Origin of the sequence: Kitasatospora sp. NBC_00374 (assembly GCF_041434935.1) — a bacterium.
Taxonomy (GTDB): domain Bacteria; phylum Actinomycetota; class Actinomycetes; order Streptomycetales; family Streptomycetaceae; genus Kitasatospora.
Map to the genome: position 1 here is coordinate 5,380,687 of NZ_CP107964.1, position 19,032 is coordinate 5,399,718.

General features: G+C 72.7%; 15 protein-coding genes. 4 read left to right on the forward strand and 11 right to left on the reverse strand.

The annotated features are described in order from the left end of the window. Window positions 1–984, reverse strand: a complete 984-nt coding sequence (locus OG871_RS24230; protein ID WP_371499205.1) for an ABC transporter ATP-binding protein — start codon at window positions 982–984, stop codon at window positions 1–3. Between the two features lie 91 nt (window positions 985–1,075). Between OG871_RS24230 and OG871_RS24235 the strand changes: the two genes are divergently transcribed. After that, window positions 1,076–1,876 (forward strand): alpha/beta fold hydrolase, encoded by an 801-nt coding sequence (locus OG871_RS24235; RefSeq protein WP_371499206.1) that lies wholly within the window; start codon window positions 1,076–1,078, stop codon window positions 1,874–1,876. 87 nt (window positions 1,877–1,963) lie between these two features. Here OG871_RS24235 and OG871_RS24240 read toward each other — a convergent pair whose 3' ends face one another. The 3 genes from OG871_RS24240 to mce all read right to left on the reverse strand — a co-directional run bounded on the left by OG871_RS24240 (window position 1,964) and on the right by mce (window position 8,136). Beyond that, on the reverse strand, window positions 1,964–2,893 hold the full coding sequence (locus OG871_RS24240; RefSeq protein WP_371499208.1) for a cellulose-binding protein: 930 nt from the start codon (window positions 2,891–2,893) through the stop codon (window positions 1,964–1,966). 108 nt (window positions 2,894–3,001) lie between these two features. Next, window positions 3,002–7,267 (reverse strand): hypothetical protein, encoded by a 4,266-nt coding sequence (locus OG871_RS24245; protein WP_371499210.1) that lies wholly within the window; start codon window positions 7,265–7,267, stop codon window positions 3,002–3,004. Window positions 7,268–7,692: 425 nt separating this feature from the next. Beyond that, the gene (gene mce / locus OG871_RS24250; RefSeq protein WP_371503407.1) at window positions 7,693–8,136 is read right to left on the reverse strand and encodes a methylmalonyl-CoA epimerase; all 444 of its coding nucleotides are present in this window, start codon (window positions 8,134–8,136) and stop codon (window positions 7,693–7,695) included. 246 nt (window positions 8,137–8,382) lie between these two features. On the opposite strand from mce, the gene OG871_RS24255 reads away from it, so the two are divergent. Beyond that, window positions 8,383–9,570 carry an acetyl-CoA C-acetyltransferase gene (locus OG871_RS24255; protein WP_371499212.1) on the forward strand — a complete coding sequence of 396 codons (1,188 nt, stop codon included), beginning with the start codon at window positions 8,383–8,385 and terminating at the stop codon, window positions 9,568–9,570. A gap of 97 nt (window positions 9,571–9,667) precedes the next feature. Beyond that, window positions 9,668–10,624: a methylmalonyl Co-A mutase-associated GTPase MeaB gene (gene meaB, locus OG871_RS24260; RefSeq protein ID WP_371499214.1), complete on the forward strand. Its 957-nt coding sequence runs from the start codon at window positions 9,668–9,670 to the stop codon at window positions 10,622–10,624. Between the two features lie 55 nt (window positions 10,625–10,679). Here meaB and OG871_RS24265 read toward each other — a convergent pair whose 3' ends face one another. The 5 genes from OG871_RS24265 to OG871_RS24285 all read right to left on the reverse strand — a co-directional run bounded on the left by OG871_RS24265 (window position 10,680) and on the right by OG871_RS24285 (window position 14,465). Next, window positions 10,680–11,195 carry a MarR family winged helix-turn-helix transcriptional regulator gene (locus OG871_RS24265; RefSeq protein WP_371499215.1) on the reverse strand — a complete coding sequence of 172 codons (516 nt, stop codon included), beginning with the start codon at window positions 11,193–11,195 and terminating at the stop codon, window positions 10,680–10,682. 53 nt (window positions 11,196–11,248) lie between these two features. Next, the gene (locus OG871_RS24270; RefSeq protein ID WP_371503408.1) at window positions 11,249–12,139 is read right to left on the reverse strand and encodes an AIM24 family protein; all 891 of its coding nucleotides are present in this window, start codon (window positions 12,137–12,139) and stop codon (window positions 11,249–11,251) included. 158 nt (window positions 12,140–12,297) lie between these two features. Beyond that, entirely contained in the window at window positions 12,298–12,948 is a 651-nt protein-coding gene (locus OG871_RS24275) for an AIM24 family protein (RefSeq protein ID WP_371499217.1), read from the reverse strand. Beyond that, window positions 12,948–13,586 (reverse strand): AIM24 family protein, encoded by a 639-nt coding sequence (locus OG871_RS24280; RefSeq protein WP_371499219.1) that lies wholly within the window; start codon window positions 13,584–13,586, stop codon window positions 12,948–12,950. Before OG871_RS24280 ends, OG871_RS24275 begins: the two co-directional genes overlap by 1 nt. Before the next feature lie 102 nt (window positions 13,587–13,688). Beyond that, entirely contained in the window at window positions 13,689–14,465 is a 777-nt protein-coding gene (locus tag OG871_RS24285; protein WP_371499221.1) for a DUF2127 domain-containing protein, read from the reverse strand. A 261-nt stretch (window positions 14,466–14,726) separates the two neighbouring features. Here OG871_RS24285 and OG871_RS24290 point away from each other — a divergent pair, with 261 nt between their 5' ends. Beyond that, a complete protein-coding gene (locus OG871_RS24290) occupies window positions 14,727–15,056 on the forward strand; it encodes a DUF3817 domain-containing protein (protein ID WP_371499222.1) in 330 nt (109 codons plus the stop codon). Between the two features lie 89 nt (window positions 15,057–15,145). Here OG871_RS24290 and OG871_RS24295 read toward each other — a convergent pair whose 3' ends face one another. Both OG871_RS24295 and OG871_RS24300 read right to left on the reverse strand, forming a co-directional pair. Then, the gene (locus OG871_RS24295) at window positions 15,146–16,762 is read right to left on the reverse strand and encodes a M4 family metallopeptidase (RefSeq protein WP_371499224.1); all 1,617 of its coding nucleotides are present in this window, start codon (window positions 16,760–16,762) and stop codon (window positions 15,146–15,148) included. A 346-nt stretch (window positions 16,763–17,108) separates the two neighbouring features. Further along, window positions 17,109–18,746, reverse strand: a complete 1,638-nt coding sequence (locus OG871_RS24300) for a M4 family metallopeptidase (protein ID WP_371499226.1) — start codon at window positions 18,744–18,746, stop codon at window positions 17,109–17,111. Window positions 18,747–19,032: the final 286 nt, after the last annotated feature.

Below are 19,032 nucleotides of genomic sequence, written 5' to 3' on the forward strand. Positions count from 1 at the left end.
TCAGTTCTCCTTTCCACCGAGTGGGGTGGGATGCGGGCCCTGGTACCAGCCGGCGCCCCAGGCGGGAGCGGCGCCCGGGCCGTCGCCCGCGTGGTACTCCACCGAGTCCGCCGTCATCTGCATGAAGGCCTCCTCCAGCGAGGCCTGCTGCGGGCTCAGCTCGTGCAGGGTGATGCCGTGCCGGGCGGCCAGGTCGCCGAGGAAGGCCAGATCGCCGTCCTCGATCTCGTACGAGCCGTCGGGCTGCGCCTCGGCCTGCAGGCCGGCGCCCTGCAGCGCGTCCAGCAGCTGCTCGACGTGCGGGGTGCGGATCCGGGCCGCGGAGCGGGAGTTCTGCTTGATGAACTCGGCCATCGACAGGTCGGCCAGCAGCCGGCCCTTGCCGATCACCACCAGGTGGTCGGCGGTCAGCGCCATCTCGCTCATCAGGTGCGAGGAGACGAAGACCGTCCGGCCCTCGGAGGCCAGGCCCTTCATCAGGTTGCGGATCCACAGGATGCCCTCGGGGTCGAGCCCGTTGACCGGCTCGTCGAACATCAGGATCTCGGGGTTGCCGAGCAGCGCGGACGCGATGCCGAGGCGCTGGCCCATGCCCAGCGAGAAGCCCTTCGCGCGCTTCTTGGCCACCGAGGTCAGGCCGACCAGGGCCAGCACCTCGTCCACCCGGGAGCGCGGGATCCGGTTGCTCTGGGCGAGCCAGAGCAGGTGGTCGTAGGCGGTGCGCCCGGGGTGGACGGCCTTGGCCTCCAGCAGCGCGCCGATCTTCCGCAGCGGGTCGGCCAGCTGCCCGTACCGCTTGCCGTCGATGGTGACCCGGCCGCTGGTCGGCCGGTCCAGGTCGAGGATCATCCGCATGGTGGTGGACTTGCCGGCACCGTTCGGGCCGAGGAAGCCGGTCACCACGCCCTGGGGCACCTGGAAACTGAGCCCGTCCACGGCCAGTTTGTCGCCGTAACGTTTCGTCAGCTGATGCAGTTCGATCATGTTGCTCCCTCACTCTCCGTCAGATTATGGCAGGGGCGCTCATCAGGCGCGCTGGCTGCGGTGGGTCGGTGGCCCGCAATACGGTGGCACCATGACCCTCCCCACGACGCCGCCCGGTCACGCGCACGGCACCGGCACCGGCACCCCGCTCGTCCTGCTGCACGCCTTCCCCTTCTCCGCCCGGATGTGGTCCGCCCAGCTGGAGCGGCTGGCGGGCCCGGCGGGGGAGCTGGCCAGGGTCTTCGCGCCGGACCAGCGGGGCTTCGGCTCGGCTCCGCTCGGTGACGACGAGCCCTCGCTGGACACCGTCGCGGACGACGTGGCCCGGCTGCTGGACGCCGCCGGGGTCGAACGCGCGGTGGTCGGCGGGCTGTCGATGGGCGGGTACGTGGCGATGGCCTTCGCCCGGCGCCACCCCGACCGGCTGTGCGGACTGCTGCTCGCCGACACCAAGGCCGGGCCCGACGCCGAGCCGGCCCGGACCAACCGGGAGCGGATCGCCTCCGCCGTGCTGGCCAGGGACAGCGTACGGCTCCTGGTGGACGAGCGGATGGCCGAGAACCTGCTCGGTCCTGCGGCCGGCCCCGAACTGATCGCCGAGGTCCGCGAGATGATCGCCGAGGCCTCACCGCGGGCCGTCGCCTGGGCCCAGCGGGCGATGTCCGCCCGCGGCGACTCGCTGGAGGTGCTGGCCGGCCTGCCCGTGCCAGCCGCCGTGATCGTCGGCGAGGCCGACTCCGTCACCCCGATCGCCGAGGCGCGGATGCTGGCCGAGGCGATGGCCGACGCCGAGCTGACCGTCATCCCGGCCGTCGGCCACCTCAGCTCACTGGAGGCCCCGGAGACCTTCGACGCCGCCGTCCGCGCCCTGCTGCGGCGGGTCCGCGTCTGACCGGGCCGCCGTCCGTCCGCGGTCCGTCCGGCCGCCGGACAGCACGGTGGGCCCGTACCGGGGTCGGTACGGGCCCACCGGGGGTGTTCAGCGGGACTGCTGGGCCGGCACGCCGAGGGCGTCGTCGGCCGGCAGCGTGGCGGCGGCCACGGCCGCGCCGGTCAGCGTGGCGAGCATCTCGCGCACGTTGGTCAGCTGGGCGTTGATCGAGTCGCGGCGGTTGGTCAGCGCCGCCAGCTCGCGCTCGGACTCGCTGCGGACCCGGTCGGCCTTGGCGTTGGCGTCGGCGACGATGTCCTCGGCCTGGCGCTGCGCGGTCTCCACCGTCTGGCGGGCCCGGCGCTCGGCGTCGGTGCGCAGCTTCTCCGCCTCCAGGCGGAGCTGCTCGGCGCGGTGCTCGATCTCGGCCAGGCGCTTCTCGGCCTTGGCCTGGCGGGCGGCCAGGTCGCGCTCGGACTGCTCGCGGCGCTTGGCCAGGTTGGTCTCGAACTCCAGCGCGGCCTGGGCGGCCTTGGTGCGGGTCTCCTCGAAGAGGGCGTCCGCCTCCTCGCGCTTGTTCTGGGCGTCCTTGTTGGCCTCGGCGCGCAGCTGGGCGCTGTCGCTCTTGGCCTTGTCGACGATCCGCAGACCCTCGTCCTCGGCCTTGGCCTTGCGGTCCTTGGCGTAGTTCTCCGCCTCGGTGCGGACCTGCTGGGCAGCGGCCTCGGCCAGCTCGCGGTGCTGCTCGGCGGCGCGGTGCGCCTCCTCACGCAGGTCCTTGGCCTCCTCCTCGGCGAGCCGGAGGATCTTCTCCACCCGGGCACCGAGCCCGGCGTACGAGGGCTCGGCCTCGGCCACCTGGGCCTGCGCGCTCTGGGTCTCCAGGTGGAGCTCCTCGATGCGCTTCTCCAGCGCACCGATCCGGGCCAGCGCGCTGTCGCGGTCGGCTACCAGCTTGGCGATCCGCTCGTCGACCTGGGCGCGCTCGTACCCACGGCGTACCAGGTCGAAGCCGTGCGGGGAGTGACTGTCGCTCATGGGATTTCTGGGCTTCCTGTCGTCGAACCGCTGAGGTGGTTGAGGGAATCCTGACACGTTACCGGAGTGTCATCGGCGAAATGCCGATGCTTCGCGGACAATGTCCGCTCAATCGGGTGGCGCCCCTCCGGAGCGATTGCCACCCGAACGGGGCGCGCCCACTCCGGCGCCGGCCTTCGACGCCCCCTCTCGGGCGACGGGGCCGGTCCCACGACCGCCTCCACCGCCCTTCCCGCTTCCCCCGTTGGTCTGGGCGACCGGTGACGGCGCCTCGAACGCCTCCAGCGCCGACAGCACGTCCTGGACCCGAGAGATCTCGGTGTTGATGTCCTTGCGCCGCCGGACCAGTTCGTCCAACTCCCGCTGGCCCTCGTCGGTCACGCGCCCCGCCTCGGCCTTCGCCTCGGCGAGGACCCGCTCGGCCTCCTCCTTGGCGAGCCGCAGCTGCTCGTCCGCGGCCTCGTCGACCCGGCGCAGCCGCTTCGCGGCCTCGTCGGCGGCCGCCTCGATCTGCTGCTCCGCATCCTCCTCGGCGGACTTCAGCTTCGCCTCGGCCTTGACGATCAGGGCCTCGGCCCGCGAGGTGGAGTCGGCGAGCTTCAGCTCGGCCTCCTTCAGCAGGCCCTCGGCCTTGCGTACGGCCGCGATCCGGACCTTGCCGGCCTCGGCCGAGGCCTCGGACGTCAGCTCCGCCGCCCGCTCCTCGGCGGCCTGGACCAGCTCCGCGGCCCGCTCCTCGGCCTCGGCGACGGCGGCCACCGCCTGCTCCTCGGCCTCGGTCAGCTGCTCCTGGGCCGCCGTCACCAGCGCGTCCACCCGCTCGCCGGCCGACTTCATGGCCTGCGCGTTCTCCTTGCGGGCCCGCTCGTGCAGCGCCTCGATCTCGGCGTCGGTGCGCTCGCGCAGCTCCTCGGCGCGCTCGCGGATCGCGGTGGAGTCCCGGCGGGCCTCGGAGAGCAGCGCGTCGGCGTCCGCCCTGGCCTTCTCGACCTCGGCCTGACCGGCCGCCTCGCCGGCCGCGACCAGCCGCTCGGCCTCCTTGCGGGCGGCCGCCACCATCGCGTCGGCCTGCTCCTCGGCCGCGGCGGTGGTGGCCAGTGCGGTGGTCTGGGCGTCCTCGCCGAGCTGCTCGGCGTCGGCGAAGGCCCGCTCCAGCACCGACTTGGCCTGCTCCCGGGTGGACTTGTCGAACTGCTCGGCCGCCTCCCGGGTCTTGGCGTCGTACTCGTCGGCCCGGGTGCGGGTGGCGGCGTCGAAGTCCTCCGCGAGGCTGCGGGTGGCCAGCGCGTACTCCTCGGCCTCCGCGCGCAGCGCCGCGGCGAACTCCTCCGCCTCGGCGATCGCGGCGGCCGACCGCTTCTCGGCCTCGGCCACGGTCTTGCGGGCCCGGCCCTCGGCCTCGGCGCGGTGCTGCTCGGCGAAGTCCAGCGCGGACTGCCGTTCGGCCTCGGCCCGGGCCCGCAGGTCCGCGTCGTACGCCTGGGCCTCGGCCCGCTCGCGGTCGATCGCGGCCGCGGCGCTCTCCCGGTCCGCGGCCAGTTCGGCGGCGGTCCGCTCGCGCTCCTCGGCCACCTCGGCGGCCACCTCGGCCCGCAGTTCGGCGCTCTCGCGCTCGGCCTGCTCGCGCAGTTCGGTGCTCTCGCGCTCCGCGGTGGCGCGCAGCTCGGTGATCTGCTGGGAGGCGGACTCGTGCAGGCCGGCCACCGACTGGCGGATCTCGGCGGCCTCGTCCTCGGCGCCGGCGACCAGTTCGGCCGCGCGGCGGGTGGCGGCGTCGGTCGCCTCCTCGGCCTCGGTGGCGGCCAGCGCGCGCTGCTCCTCGGCCTCCCGGCGCAGCTCGGCGGCCTGCTCCTCGGCCCGGGCCCGCTCCTGGGCGCCCTCGGCGCGCAGGTGCTCGGCGGCGGCCTCGGCCTCGGCCAGCTGCTCGGCGGCGGCGGCCGCGGCGTCCTCCAGCGCCTGTGCGGCCTGCTCGCGCAGCTCGGTGCTCTCGCGCTCGGCGGCCGCCCGCAGTTCGGCGGTCTCGGCGGCGGTGCGCTCGGTGAGCGTGGCGGCCTCGGCCTCGGCGGTCTCCCGGGTCACCTTGGCGGCGGCCAGCAGCTCGGTGGTCTCGGTCTGCTCGCGCAGCAGTGCGGCGGAGGCCTCCTCGCGCTCGCGACGGCTCTCCTCGCGCAGTGCGGCGGCGGTGGTCCCGGCCTCGCCGCGCTCGCGACGGGCCCAGTTCTCCGCCTCGATGCGGTGGCTGTCGGCCCAGTTGCGAGCCTCTTCGCGGGTGTCCTCGGCGGCGGTGGCGGCCTCGGCGCGCAGTTCGGCGTCGAACGCCTGGGCCTGGGCCTGGAGCGCCTCGGCGGCGGTCAGCGCCTCGGCCCGGACCCGCTGGTCGAACTCGGCGGCCTCGCGCCGCAGTTCGGCGGTCTCCCGTTCGGCGGCGACGCGGTTCTCGGCGGCGGCGGCCTTGGCGGCGGCCAGCGCCTCCTGGTGCTGCTGGGCGGCGTTGGCGGCGAGCTTCTCCGCCTCGGCGCGGGCCCGGGTGAGCGTCTGCTCCGCTCGGGCCTGGGTCTCGGCGGCCTGCTCGGCGGCCTGCTCCCGCTGGCGCTCGACCTCGGCCCGGGCGCCGGCCCGCAGCTCGTCGGCGTCGCTCTTGGCCTTGGTGAGCAGTTCCTCGGCGGTCTCCGCCGACTCCTCGATCTGCACCACGGCCTGGCGGCGGGACTCGGTGCGGACCCGCTCCGCCTCGGCCCGGGCCTCGGTGCGCAGGTCCTCGGCCTCGGCCCGCAGGCGGGTGGCCTCCTCGTGCATCCGCTCCATCTGCTCGCGGATGGAGGCGGCGTCGTCCAGTGCGGTGTTCTGGGCCTGCTCGACGGCGGCCGCGGCCTGCTCGCGCAGCTGCCGGGCCTCGGCGGCTGCCTCGGAGAGCAGCCGCTCGGCCTCGGCGGAGGCCTCCTCGCGGGCGGCCTCGGCCTCCCGGGCGGTCCGCAGCCGGACGTCCTCGGCCTGCTTGGCGGCCTTGGCGAGGTGGATCGCGGCGTCCTTGGAGCCCTCGGCGCGGCCGGCCTGCTCGGCCTCGCGGCGCAGGGTGTCGGCGGCGGCCTCGGCCTCCGCGCGCAGTGCCGCGATCTCCCGCTCGGCCTCGGCCCGCAGGCCGGCGATGGCGGTCTCGGCCTCGTTGCGAAGCTGGGTGGCGACGCTCTCGGCGGCGCCGCGCAGGCGCTCGCTCTCCTCGGCGGCGGCGGCCTTGGCGGCTTCGGCCTCGGCCTTGGCGGTGGCGGCGGCGGACTTGATCAGGTCGGCCTCGCGGGTGGCGGCGGCGACCATCCGGGCGATCTCGGCCCGGGCGGTGAGCGAGCGCTGCTCGCTGGCGGCCGCGCCGTCGGCGACCTTCTGCTCGGCGGCGGCCTCGGCCTCGGCCTGCAGACGCTGGGCCGCGGCCTCGGCGTGGATACGCAGCTCGGTGGCCTCCTGGCGGGCCCGCTCGGCCTCCGCCTCCACCTCGGCGCGCAGCCGCTCTATCTCGGCCTGGGCCTGGGCCATGGCGGCCGCGGCGCGCTCCTGGTCGGCCTGGACCTGCTGCTTGAGGGCGGTGATCTCGGCCTGGGCGGCGGCGAGCTGGCGCCCGGCGGCGGCCTGGGCGCCGGCCAGCTGCTGCTGGGCCTCGCTGGCGGCGCTGCCGCGCAGTTCCTCGGCGGCGGCGCTGGCCTGCTGGGCCTGCTCGGAAGCGGCCCGCAGCAGGCGTTCGGCGTCGGTCTGGGCGCGCTGCAGGGCGGCCTCGGCGGCGGCCCTGGCCTCGCCGCGGGCGGCGTCGACGTCGGCGGCGGTCTGGGCGCGGGCCTGGTCGGCGAGGGCAGCGGCCTCGGCGCGGGCGGCGGCGACCATCCGCTCGGACTCGGCGCGGGCCTCCTGGAGGAGGCGCTGGGCCTCCTGCTCGGTGCCGGCCCGGGCCTGCTCGGCCCAGTTGACGTTCTCGTTGACGTGCCGCTCGGCGGAGCGGCGGAGCTCGGTGAGCTCCTCCTCCAGCTGGCGGCGGCGTACGGAGAGCTCGGCCTCCAGCTGCGCGGTGCGCTCGGCGGCCTCGGCCATCAGCCGCTGGGTGGCGGCCTGCGACTCGCGGAACTGGCGTTCGGCGTCCGCGCGCAGCGCTTCGGCCTGCAGTTCCGCGTTGCGCAGTACCTGCTCGGCCTGGCCGGTGACGGAGTCGAAGGCGCGCGGCTGAGCGAGCTGCCGACGGGCCTCGTGCAGCTTGGCCCTGAGCACCTCCACCTGGTAGGCGAGGTCCTCGGCATGCTCGATGGTCTTGTCCCGCTCCTTGCGAGCCCGCTCCAACTCGGCCTCGAACTGGGAGAGGTGATCCTCAACCTCGTAGCGGTCGTAGCCCCGCACTCCGCGGTCCCATCCATCTCCTGGTCGCGTCCTCGACCCGGCCGTTCCGGTGGCCCCGGGTGTCCGGGGCCGGATCGGCTGGTCCTTGCATCCGTGGCGGTGCCACGGTCGGAGCCGCCCGCAGTGGTGCGCGGTCGGTCCGCGCTCCGCCGTCCGGGTGGACTCCTGAGCGAAATCTTGCCTTTGGAGAATGGTGACAGATCCGAATTGCGACCGTTCAGCCGTGCCCGCGTAGTGGACTCCCCTGCAACGAGACGAGCCGTCAGATGATCAGCTCCACTCGCGCTCGGCCGTGCTCACCGGACCGGTCCTCCCCGGAGCCTTAGCGCACCTGGGCATTGTAGTGTGCGCAGCCCCCGGGGGAATGGGCGCATCTGTCTTTTCCCAAGTTACCGGCCGGTCGGACCGGCCCGGGCGGGCCGACCTCAGTGCTCGCCGTGCTCCCCGGGGGCGGCCGAGGTCACCAGCTCGGTCAGGACGCCGCCGCAGTCCTTGGGGTGCAGGAAGGTGATCCGCGAGCCCATCGAGCCGATCCGCGGCTCGTCGTACAGCACCCGGACGCCCTTGCCGCGGATCTCCGCCGCGTCGCCGTCCACGTCCGCGGTGCCGAACGCGATGTGGTGCACGCCCTCGCCGTTCTTCGCGAGCCACTTGGCGACCGTGGAGTCCTCGCGGGTGGGCTCCAGCAGCTGGAGGTAGGAGGCGCCGCCGTCCCCGGTGTCGTTGATCTTCAGCATCGCCTCGCGGACCCCCTGCTCCTCGTTGACCTCGGAGTGGAACACCTCGAACCCGTAGGTGGCGCGGTAGAACTCCACCGTCCTGTCCAGGTCGAAGCAGGCGATTCCGATGTGGTCGATACGGGTCAGCATGACGGCCTCCGGGGCGTGGTCCAACTGGGCGGGGCACCAGTGCAGCGCATCGCGGCAGGCCTTGGCCACTACGCGACGTGCGAGCCTGCTCACAATTCACTCCGCGCGGCCTGACACGGTGTTGACTGGACAGTGCCAGTGCCGCTGATCACACCCTCGCGCCGGTGACGGCCGGGTTACACGTCAGTACATTGAGCCGCATCCCCACACCCTCTCCTGGCCATGACGCGCGAAGGAGCTCGTCCCATGACTACCTCAGTGATCGTCGCGGGTGCCCGCACCCCGATGGGCCGACTCCTCGGCTCCCTCAAGGGCTTCTCCGGCGCGGAGCTCGGCGGCTTCGCGATCAAGTCCGCGCTGGAGCGGGCGGGCATCACCGGCGAGCAGGTGCAGTACGTGATCATGGGCCAGGTGCTCCAGGCCGGAGCCGGCCAGATCCCGGCCCGCCAGGCCGCCATCAAGGCCGGCATCCCGATGAACGTCCCGGCGCTGACCATCAACAAGGTCTGCCTCTCCGGGCTGGACGCCATCGCGCTGGCCGACCAGCTGATCCGGGCCGGCGAGTTCGACGTCGTGGTGGCCGGCGGCCAGGAGTCCATGACCAACGCCCCGCACCTGCTCCCCAAGTCCCGCGAGGGCTACAAGTACGGCGCGATCGAGCTGCTCGACGCGATGGCGTACGACGGCCTCACCGACGCCTACGAGAACATCCCGATGGGCGAGTCCACCGAGAAGCACAACACCCGGCTGGGCATCGGCCGCGAGGTGCAGGACCACCTCGCCGCGCTCTCCCACCAGCGGGCCGCCGCCGCGCAGAAGAACGGCGTCTTCGAGGCCGAGATCACCCCGGTGGAGATCCCGCAGCGCAAGGGCGACCCGGTGCTGTTCAGCCAGGACGAGGGCATCCGCGGCGACACCACGGTGGAGACCCTGGGCCGGCTGCGCCCGGCCTTCACCAAGGACGGCACGATCACCGCCGGCACCTCCTCGCAGATCTCCGACGGCGCCGCCGCCGTGGTCGTGATGAGCAAGGCCAAGGCCGAGGAGCTGGGTCTGAGCTGGATCGCCGAGATCGGCGCGCACGGCAACGTGGCCGGCCCGGACAACTCGCTCCAGTCGCAGCCGTCCAACGCGATCAAGCACGCCCTCGCCAAGGAGGGCCTGGAGGTCGCCGACCTCGACCTGGTCGAGATCAACGAGGCCTTCGCGGCCGTCGCCCACCAGTCGATGAAGGACCTGGGCATCACCGAGGAGATCGTCAACGTCAACGGCGGCGCGATCGCGCTCGGTCACCCGATCGGGATGTCCGGCGCCCGCGTGGTGCTGCACCTGGCGCTGGAGCTGCAGCGCCGCGGCGGCGGCGTCGGCGCGGCCGCCCTGTGCGGCGGCGGCGGGCAGGGCGACGCCCTGATCGTCCGGGTGCCCGGGGCCTGACCGGCCGGCACGGACGCAGGGCACAGACACGAGGGCTGCTCGCCGGGACGACGACCGTCCCGGCGAGCAGCCCTGTTCCCGATCGAGGAGCACGTTGATGGTCGATGTCACCACGCTGGTCGCGCAGGCCAGGGAGGGCCGGCCGCGGGCCGTCGCCCGGTTGATCACGCTGGTGGAGAACGCCGCGCCGCAGCTGCGCGAGGTGATGGCCGCGCTGACCCCGTACACCGGGCAGGCGTACACCGTCGGGCTCACCGGCTCGCCCGGCGTGGGCAAGTCCACCTCGACGTCCGCGCTGGTCTCGGCGTACCGGCGGCTCGGCAAGCGGGTCGGCGTGCTGGCGGTCGACCCGTCCTCGCCGTTCTCCGGCGGTGCGCTGCTCGGCGACCGGGTCCGGATGCAGGACCACGCCACCGACCCGGAGGTCTTCATCCGCTCGATGGCCACCCGCGGCCACCTGGGTGGCCTGTCGTGGGCGGCTCCGCAGGCGCTGCGGGTGCTGGACGGCGCCGGCTGCGAGGTGATCCTGGTGGAGACCGTCGGCGTCGGTCAGTCCGAGGTGGAGATCGCCGCGCAGGCCGACACCACGGTCGTCCTGCTGGCGCCGGGCATGGGGGACGGGATCCAGGCGGCGAAGGCCGGGATCCTGGAGATCGGCGACCTGTTCGTGGTCAACAAGGCCGACCGGGACGGCGCCGACGCCACCGCCCGGGAGCTCAACCACATGCTCGGCCTCGGCGAGTCCCGGGGCCCCGGCGACTGGCGCCCGCCGATCGTCAAGACCGTCGCCGCCCGCGGCGAGGGCATGGACGAGGTGGTCGAGGCGCTGGAGAAGCACCGCGCCTGGCTGGCCGAGACCGGCGAACTGGCCGCCCGGCGGCGCCGGCGCGCGGCCGACGAGGTCCAGGCGATCGCGCTGGCCGCGCTGCGGGCCCGGATCGGCGACCTGCACGGCGACCGGCGGCTGTCCGCCCTCGCCGAGCGGGTGGCCGCGGGTGAGCTCGACCCGTACGGCGCGGCCGACCAGCTGGTGGCCGACCTGACCGGCGCCTGAGCGGTCCGGCCCCGCTCGCCGGGGCCCCCGCGACGCCTCCTCCCGCGGCCGGTGCTCAGCCCCGGCCGCGGAGGTTGCGCAGATGCTCCGCGACGGGGGCCAGCGCCGCGTACATCGCGTCGATCTGCGCCGGGGTGAACCGGTCGACGAAGTGCTCGCGGACGCTGCGGACGTGGTCCGGCGCGACCTTCTGCATCGTCTCCCAGCCCAGCCCGGTGAGGTTGGCGTACAGGCCGCGGCGGTCGCCCGGACACTCCTGGCGCAGGACCAGCCCGGCGTTCTCCATCCGGGTGATCTGGTGCGAGAGCCGGCTCTTGGACTGGAGCGTGGCGGTGGCCAGGTCGGTCATCCGCATCCGCCGGTCCGGGGCCTCGGAGAGGACCACCAGGATCTCGTAGTCGTTGATGGCGAGGTTGTGCGGCTGGAGTTCGCGGCCGAGCTGGTAGTCGAGAAGCTTGCTGACCTCCAGATGGGCGCGCCAGAACCGCTGCTCGGCGGCGGTGAGCCAGGGGGTCTCCGCCTCGGACTCGGAGGCGGAGACCGCCGACGCTTCGGTCAGGTTCGTTTCCATGGCGCCAGCATAACCTGGATTGTTAAAAGTTGTACAATATTTGACCCCGCAGGTCAGAGACCGAAGCGCCGTCCAAGATCGCCCAGGTTGCCGAGGCCGGGGATGTTCACATTGGGCAGCTGCTGCTGACCGTGCCCGGCCGGCTGGTGCGGCAAACCGGCACCGGGCACCCCGGCCTCGGCGTGCACCACGCCCACCGAGCGCTCGGCCATCAGCGTCTCGGAGGACTGCAGCAGGACCTGGCCGGCGCCGATGAACTCGAACTGGTGCTCCTCGCCGGAGGCGCCGCCGAGCCCGGTGAGGTGGCGCAGCCCGCCGATCAGGCCGTGCATGTAGCCGTGGTCGTAGTGGTGGCACGGCGCGGGGCAGTCCGCCCAGCCGACCAGGGCCTGCGGGTCCACCTTGATCGGCGGCTCGACGAAGTGCACCGGCCCGTTGGAGGCGGCCACGAACTTGCCGGTGCCGATCAGGGTCAGGAAGCCCGGGATGATCGACTGCTTCAGCTGCAGCGTCGGCTCGAAGGCCAGCAGGTTCCCCGAGCGGACCGTCAGGTTGCCGTTCTCCAGGTCGTACGAGTTCAGGTCGAAGGCCCGGTCGGCCAGCAGCAGCTTGCCGCGGCCCTCGGCGACCACCCAGTCCGAGGCGTGCAGCGGGGAGTTGAAGTTCCGCTCCAGCATCTGGTCGATCGCACCGCGGCCGATGCCCGAGAAGCGCATGTCGCCGTAGTAGGCGATCATCTTGCCCTTCTGCAGGTAGTAGGCCCCGTTGAGGTCCACCGAGAAGGCGTACGGGTTGACGTTGTCGTTCACCGGCAGGCTGTGCGCGTCGTGCACGGTGGGCCCCTCGCCGCCCGGTGCGGCGTAGGGCAGCGGGGCGCCGTACGCGCCCTGCGGGGGCGCGCCGTACTGCTGCTGCGGCGGGGCGCCGTAGGGCTGGCCGGGCATGGCGGCCTGGGTCTGCTGGTACGCCTGGTCGTAGCCCTGCTGGGGGTACGGCGGCTGGCCCGGCTGCGGCTGCCCGTACGGCTGCTGCGGCTGCCCGTAGGGCTGCTGGGGCGGGTACGGCTGCTGCCCGTACGGGGGCTGCTGCGGCGGGTAGGACATCAGAGCTTCTCCTCGCTCGCCTGCACGTACACCACGCCGTGGCCGGACAGTTCCAGCTGGAACGCCTCGCCCGAGCCGCGGCCCACCATGTCGCGCCAGCCCAGCGCGCTGGACAGCTTGTTGGTCACCTGTCCGCGGTGCGCCACGTACGCCTGCGGGTCGACGTGCACCGGCTGGCCGGGGCCGATCGGCAGCTCGAACACGCCGCCGTGCGCCATCACGGCGACCGAGCCGTGGCCGTCGAGCTTGGTGGTGAACAGGCCCTGGCCGGTGACCTGGCCGCGGACCATGCCCATCACACCGCCCTGCTGACCCATGAACATGGTCGACTGCTGCAGGCTGCCGTCGAAGGCGAGCAGCCGGTCGGCCTCCACGTAGAGGGTGTCGCCGGTGAGGTCGATGACCTGGACGTTGTGCCCGCCGTGCCCGAACATCACCTTGCCGTGGCCCTCGACGGTCATCAGCGGGGTGTCCTCGTTGGCCACCCGCCGGCCGATCATCGACAGCACGCCGCCCTGGCCGCCCATCACGTTGGGCGTGAAGGAGACCTCGCCGGTGTACGCGAGCATGGCACCGCGCTGGCTGAACACCTTCTGGCCGGGCAGCACCTGGGCCTCGACCATCTTGTTGTTGATCTTGTTGAACGGCATCAGACGTCACCCCCGAAGGTCATCTTCTCGGACGGCTGCACGTAGACCAGGCCCTCGCCGGTGAACTCCACCTGCATCGCCTCGCCGCCGCCCTCGCCGATCAGGGTCGTCCAGCCCGCACCCGACTTCAGGCTGCGGTTGAGGTTCCCGGTGTGCGCGATGTACGCGCCCGGGTCGACCCGCAGCGGGGTGCCCTGGGAGACCCGCAGGATGATCGCCGGACCGCGCGAGGTCAGCGCGGCCCAGCCGTGTCCCTCCACCTTGGTGGTGAACAGGCCGTTGCCGGACGCCATCCCGTTGAGGCCGGTGAAGCTGGTGCCGGTGTGCAGGGTCGCCTCGGTGCAGAGCAGGTTCTCGGCCTCGACGTACAGCGTCTCGCCGTTCAACCGCACCAGGTTCACCTCGCTGGCCCTGTCGGCGAAGAAGCAGGTGCCCTGCCCCTTGACCTCCATCACCACCATCTGCTCACCGGTCAGCCTGCGGGTGACCATGCCCCGCAGCCCGTCGCCGCCACCGGAGAGCTTCTTGAAGCCCATCTGCCCGGTGTAGGCGACCATCGTCCCGTTACGTGCTTTGACCGTGTCGCCCGTCATGTCGACGGCGAGCACCTTTGACCCTTGGAGCCGAAACTGTGCCACCGGGCGAATGTAACGGCACCGAGCCCCCTCCGGGGAGGGGCTCGGGCCATTCGGTACCCAGCTGCGACAGAAGGGACCGTTCTGTGACGGTTTGTCCGGTGATCAGGCCTTGACGGGGACCGCCCCGGCCGCCTGCTCGACCTCCAGCAGCGAGGCCGAGTGCCGCTCGGCCTCGAAGGCCGCGTGCCCGCCGCGCAGCCCGAACAGTCGCTTGGAGAGCAGGATCCACAGCACCGCGACGATGTTGAGCAGCAGCGTGCAGATCTTCAGCACGCTGATGTGCTCGGTCAGCTCGTAGGCCTCGATCGGCAGGAAGGCGGCCGTCGCGACCACCGCCAGGTACTCGGCCCAGCGCCGGTTCATCCACAGGCCGACGGCCTCGACGATCTCGATCACCGCGTACGCCACCAGGCCGACCGCCAGCAGCACCAGGGTGCGGTGCTCGTGGCCGAAGGCCTTGCGGACGGTGTCCACCACCGGGGAGTGCTCCAGGTCCCAGTGGAAGTGGTCGGCGACCGGCCGGAAGACGGTGAGGTTCTCGTCGAAGATCCGCTGCACCGCGTCCTGGCTGTTCGAGAACTTCCACACCGCCCAGGCCGCGACCAGCACCAGCAGCCCGCGCAGGCCCCGCTCGACCGCCAGGAAGCGCAGGATGAACAGGTCCCGCAGGGCCCGCCCGCGCGGCACCAGCGGAGCCTCCTCGGCCGGCCCCGCACCGTGCGGGGCGCCGAGCGCGAAGTCCCCGCAGCGCAGGCAGCGCCAGGCGTCGCCGACCGCCGTGTGTGCGTGCAGCCGCTCGCGCAGCTCGGGCTCGGCCGGCGCGTAAGTGATGTGGCCGCGCCGGGAGCAGGTCCGGCGGTCCCAGTCGAGCTTGAACATCTGGCAGCAGCCCCCGTGTCCGTGGCGGGTCTGTCCGTCAGACCGCGCGGCAGCAGGATAGGGGGGACGGCGGACGGAACCCGAGCCGTCGGCGTGTTCCGTGGCGCGGCTGTGACGAACCCGCCCGCGCCGGGTGAGCCTCGCCACCCCGCGCCGGGGCGGGGCGTGAGGTCGGTGATAATGGGTGGCGGCTTGTGCGTCCGTTCACAAGCGTCCCGTCCCGCCCGATCGCCCGGCCGACCCGCCCGTGAGGAACCCACCGTGAAGAGCAGCGCCGTCCACCGCCTGCGCCTTGTCTCCGGCCCCGAGGGCCTGTCGTTCATCCTGCTGCTGGTCTGCTCGGTGCTCAAGCGCACCACCAGCTTCAACGCCGTTCCGGTGATGGGCATGGTGCACGGCGTGCTGTTCATCCTCTACCTGGTGTTCCTGGCGCTCGCCTGGCAGAAGCAGCGCTGGGACGCCAGGCGCGGCATCGTGCTGTTCGTCCTGTCGGTGCTGCCCACCGGCGGGTTCTTCGCCGAGCGGATGCTGGCCAAGGAGGAGCGCGGCGAGTACCCGGCCGCCGCCGGGAGCGCGGCCACCGCGGCCTGACCCCGGGGCGCCCCGGGAATTTGGCGCAGCGGCCGGGTCCTCCCTTGCGGAGATCCCGGCCGCCGCGGGTCTGCGGGGCGGCGCCGGCGTCAGCTGACGTTGACGGCGGTCCAGGCCGCGGCCACCGCCTTGTACTCCGCCGAGGTCGAGCCGTACAGGCTGCTCGCCGCGTTCAGCGTCGCGGTGCGGGCGGCCTTGTAGTTGGTGGTGGAGGTCATGTAGGTGGTCAGCGCGCGGTACCAGATCTTGGCGGCCTTGTCCCGGCCGATGCCGGTGACGGCGGCGCCGTTGTACGTCGGGCTGTTGTAGCTGACGCCGTTGATCACCTTCGCGCCGCTGCCCTCGGACAGCAGGTAGAAGAAGTGGTTGGCGACGCCGGACGAGTAGTGGACGTCCTTGTTGCCGACGGTCGAGGACCAGTAGTCGGCGGAGGCCCCGTCCTTCGACGGCTTGTCCATGTAGCGCAGCGGGGTGCCGTTGCCGTTCAGGTTGAGCCGCTCGCCGATCAGGTAGTCGGGCTTGTCCACCGACAGGTTGGCGTAGAACTCGACCATGGTGCCGAAGATGTCGCTGGTGGCCTCGTTGAGGCCGCCGGACTCGCCGGAGTAGTTCAGACCCGCGGTGGCGGAGGTGACGCCGTGGGTCATCTCGTGGCCGGCCACGTCGATGGCGGTCAGCGGGTGGGTGTTCCCGGCGCCGTCGCCGTAGGTCATGCAGAAGCAGCTGTCGCTCCAGAACGCGTTCACGTAGTTGGTGCCGTAGTGCACCTTGCTGTACGCGCCGACGCCGTTGTTCTTGATGCCGTTGCGGCCGTGGACGTTCTTGTAGTAGTCCCAGGTGGTGGCCGCGCCGAACTGGGCGTCCACGGCGGCGGACTGGCCGTTGCCGGCCTGGCCGTTGCCCCAGATGTTGTCGGCGTCCGTGTAGAGCGTGCCGTTCTTGTCGACGGTGTACATGCCGCCGCGGGTGTTGTCCTTCAGCTGGTAGACGCTGCCGGTGTAGTTGGTGGTCAGCGTCACCGTGCCGTCGAAGACGCCGTACCCGGTGCCGGTGGCGTTGGAGGTGTGGATCTGCTCGTTGCTGGAGAGCAGTTCGCCGGTGGCGGCGTCGGTGACCAGCAGCTGGCTGCTCGGGGTGCCGTCGGCGCGGACGCCTTCGACGGTGCTCTGGTAGGCCAGCCGGGGTGCTCCGGAGGAGGCCCAGATGATCAGCTTGGCGCCGCTGGGCGTGCCGACCGAGGCGAGCGCGGGCTCGTCGGCGTCCTTGGCGACGCCGACGGTGGCCCGGACGGCGCCGGCGGCCCTGGCGGCGGCCTGGTCCGCGGAGAGCTTCGGGCTGAGGGAGGCGGGGGCCAGTGAGCCCTCGACGGCGCGGTCGACCGAGGTGACGGCGCCCTTGGGGTTCTGGTGCACGATCAGGTCGCCGCCGAGGACGGGCAGGCCGGCGTAGGTGCGCTCGTAGCGCACGTGCCGGCTGCCGTCGGCGTCGACGATCGCGTCCTTGACGACCAGCTCCTCCTGGGCGGCGAGGCCGAGGGCGCGGGCCGCGGCGGGCGCCTGGCTGTCGGCCTGGGCGATCAGCTCGGCGCGCTGCTGGGCGGCGGCCGGGGCGGGGGAGGCCTCGGCGAGGCCGGCGCCGGCCTGGATCGCGCCGGCGAGCAGCGCCGAGACTGAGAGAGCGGCTCCGACTGTCAGCTTTCGCTTCACGTACGGATTCCTTCCGGATCAACCGCGTGTGCGCGGTCGCGCCTCGTTCCGGGGCACCGGGGTTAGTGCCTGCTGGGGCGGAACGGACGCTGACGTGCTGCTCCGTGCGGTCAACAGGCGTCTGCCGGTGGGGTGGTGGCGGGCGCCGTACGGGGCTGGTCAGTAGCATGACAATCGAGACCGTCAAATGACAGGTCTATGACGACAATTGGCAGAATCTCGTCAGCCCGGCGGTGTCCGGCATCCGGCGATACCGGACACCGCCAGGGCCTGCGGCGCGGCGGCCGGACCTCCCCTCCGGAGGGCCCGGCAGCCGCGCGTTCAGGTGGCCGGTGGTGGCGCCGGGTCAGCTGACGTTGACTCCGGCCCACGCGGCGGCGACCGCCGCGTACTCGGCGGAGCCCGCACCGTAGAGGTCGGTCGCCGCGCTCAGGGTCGCGGTGCGCGCACCCTTGTAGTTGGTGGTCGAGGTCATGTAGACGGTCAGCGCGCGGTACCAGACCTTGGCGGCCTTGTCCCGGCCGATGCCGGTGACGGTGGCGCCGTTGTAGGTCGGGCTGTTGTAGCTGACGCCGTTGATGGTCTTCGCGCCGCTGCCCTCGGCCAGCAGGTAGAAGAAGTGGTTGGCGACACCGGACGAGTAGTGGACGTCCTTGCTGCCGACGGTGGAGGACCAGTAGTCGGCCGAACCGCCGTCCTTGGAGGGCTTGTCCATGTAGCGCAGCGGGGTGCCGTCGCCGTTGATGTTGATCAGCTCGCCGATCAGGTAGTCCGGCTTGTCGGACGCCAGGTTGGCGGAGAACTCGACCATGGTGCCGAAGATGTCGCTGGTGGCCTCGTTGAGGCCGCCGGACTCGCCGGAGTAGTCCAGGCCCGCGGTGTTCGAGGTGACGCCGTGGGTCATCTCGTGGCCGGCCACGTCGAGCTCGGTGAGCGGGTGGGTGTTCCCGGAGCCGTCGCCGTAGGTCATGCAGAAGCAGCCGTCGTCCCAGAAGGCGTTGACGTAGTTGCGCCCGTAGTGGACCCGGCTGTACGCGCCGACGCCGTCGCCCCGGATGCCGCTGCGGCCGAAGGTGTTCTTGTAGTAGTCCCAGGTGGCCGCCGCGCCGAACTGCGCGTCCACGGCGGCGGACTGGCCGTTGGAGACGGTGCCGGTGCCCCAGGCGTTGTCGGCGTCGGTGTAGAGGGTGCCCTTGCCGGAGGTCTTGTTGGCCAGGTTGGTGGTGTACATCCCACCGCGGCCGGCGTCCTTCAGCTGGTACGTCGAGCCGGACAGCGTGGTGGTCAGCGGCACGCTGCCGACGAACACGCCCTTGCCCGAACCGGTCGCGGACTGCACCTCCTCGTGGCTGGAGAGCACCTCGCCGGTGGCGGCGTCGGTGACCAGGCGCTGCCGGCTCGGGGTGCCGTCGGCGCGGGTCCCCTCGACCACCGTCTGGTAGGCCAGGCGCGGGGCGCCGGAGGAGGCCCAGACGACCAGCTTGGCCTCGCCGACCTGCCCGGTGGAGACCAGGGCGGGCTCGTCGGCGTCCTTGGCGATGCCGACGGTCGCCTGCACCGCGTCGGAGGCCTTGGCCGCGGCCTGGGCGGCGGAGAGCTTCGGGGTGGTGGTCGTGGGGGCCACCGAGCCGTCGACGGCCCGGTTGGCGGCCACGACGGCGCCCTTGGAGTCCTGGTGGACGACGACGTCGCCGCCGATCACCGGCAGCCCGCCGAGGGTGCGCTCGTAGCGCAGGTGGCGGCTGCCGTCGGCGTCGACGACCGCGTCCTTGGCGACCAGCTTCTCCTGGGCGCCGAGGCCGAGGGCGCGGGCGGCGGCCGGGGCCTGGGCGTCGGCGAGGGCGATGAGTGCGGCCCGCTGGCTGCCGGCGACGGGGGCGTCGGCGATCGGGGCGGCCTGGGCGATGCCGGCGCTGACCTGGATGGCGCTGGCGAGGATCGCCGAGGCAGAGAGAACGGCTCCGACTGTCAGCTTTCGCTTCACGTACGGATTCCTTCCGGATCAACCGCGTGCGCGGTGGCGCCTCGCTCCGGGGCACCGGACGTGATGCCTGCTGGGGCGGAACGGGCGCTGACGTGCTGGCCCGTGCGGTCAGGAGGCAACTGCCGGGGTGGGGTTGGCAGATGCCCGACGGGTTGGCGAGAAGCATGACAATCGAAGTGATCAAATGACAGGTCTGCAGCAAGAGTTGGCCATGTCTCGCCAGCTCAGGGCGGGGAGGCGGGTGCCGGCGGCGGCAGAACGAACCGGGCAAAGCGCGCAAATCACC

Coding starts and splice junctions, on each gene's coding strand:
- OG871_RS24230 (WP_371499205.1), bottom strand. CDS start 984: ATGATCGAACTGCATCAGCTGACGAAACGTTACGGCGACAAACTGGCC.
- OG871_RS24235 (WP_371499206.1), top strand. CDS start 1,076: ATGACCCTCCCCACGACGCCGCCCGGTCACGCGCACGGCACCGGCACC.
- OG871_RS24240 (WP_371499208.1), bottom strand. CDS start 2,893: ATGAGCGACAGTCACTCCCCGCACGGCTTCGACCTGGTACGCCGTGGG.
- mce (WP_371503407.1), bottom strand. CDS start 8,136: ATGCTGACCCGTATCGACCACATCGGAATCGCCTGCTTCGACCTGGAC.
- OG871_RS24255 (WP_371499212.1), top strand. CDS start 8,383: ATGACTACCTCAGTGATCGTCGCGGGTGCCCGCACCCCGATGGGCCGA.
- meaB (WP_371499214.1), top strand. CDS start 9,668: ATGGTCGATGTCACCACGCTGGTCGCGCAGGCCAGGGAGGGCCGGCCG.
- OG871_RS24265 (WP_371499215.1), bottom strand. CDS start 11,195: ATGGAAACGAACCTGACCGAAGCGTCGGCGGTCTCCGCCTCCGAGTCC.
- OG871_RS24270 (WP_371503408.1), bottom strand. CDS start 12,139: ATGCCCGGCCAGCCCTACGGCGCCCCGCCGCAGCAGCAGTACGGCGCG.
- OG871_RS24275 (WP_371499217.1), bottom strand. CDS start 12,948: ATGCCGTTCAACAAGATCAACAACAAGATGGTCGAGGCCCAGGTGCTG.
- OG871_RS24285 (WP_371499221.1), bottom strand. CDS start 14,465: ATGTTCAAGCTCGACTGGGACCGCCGGACCTGCTCCCGGCGCGGCCAC.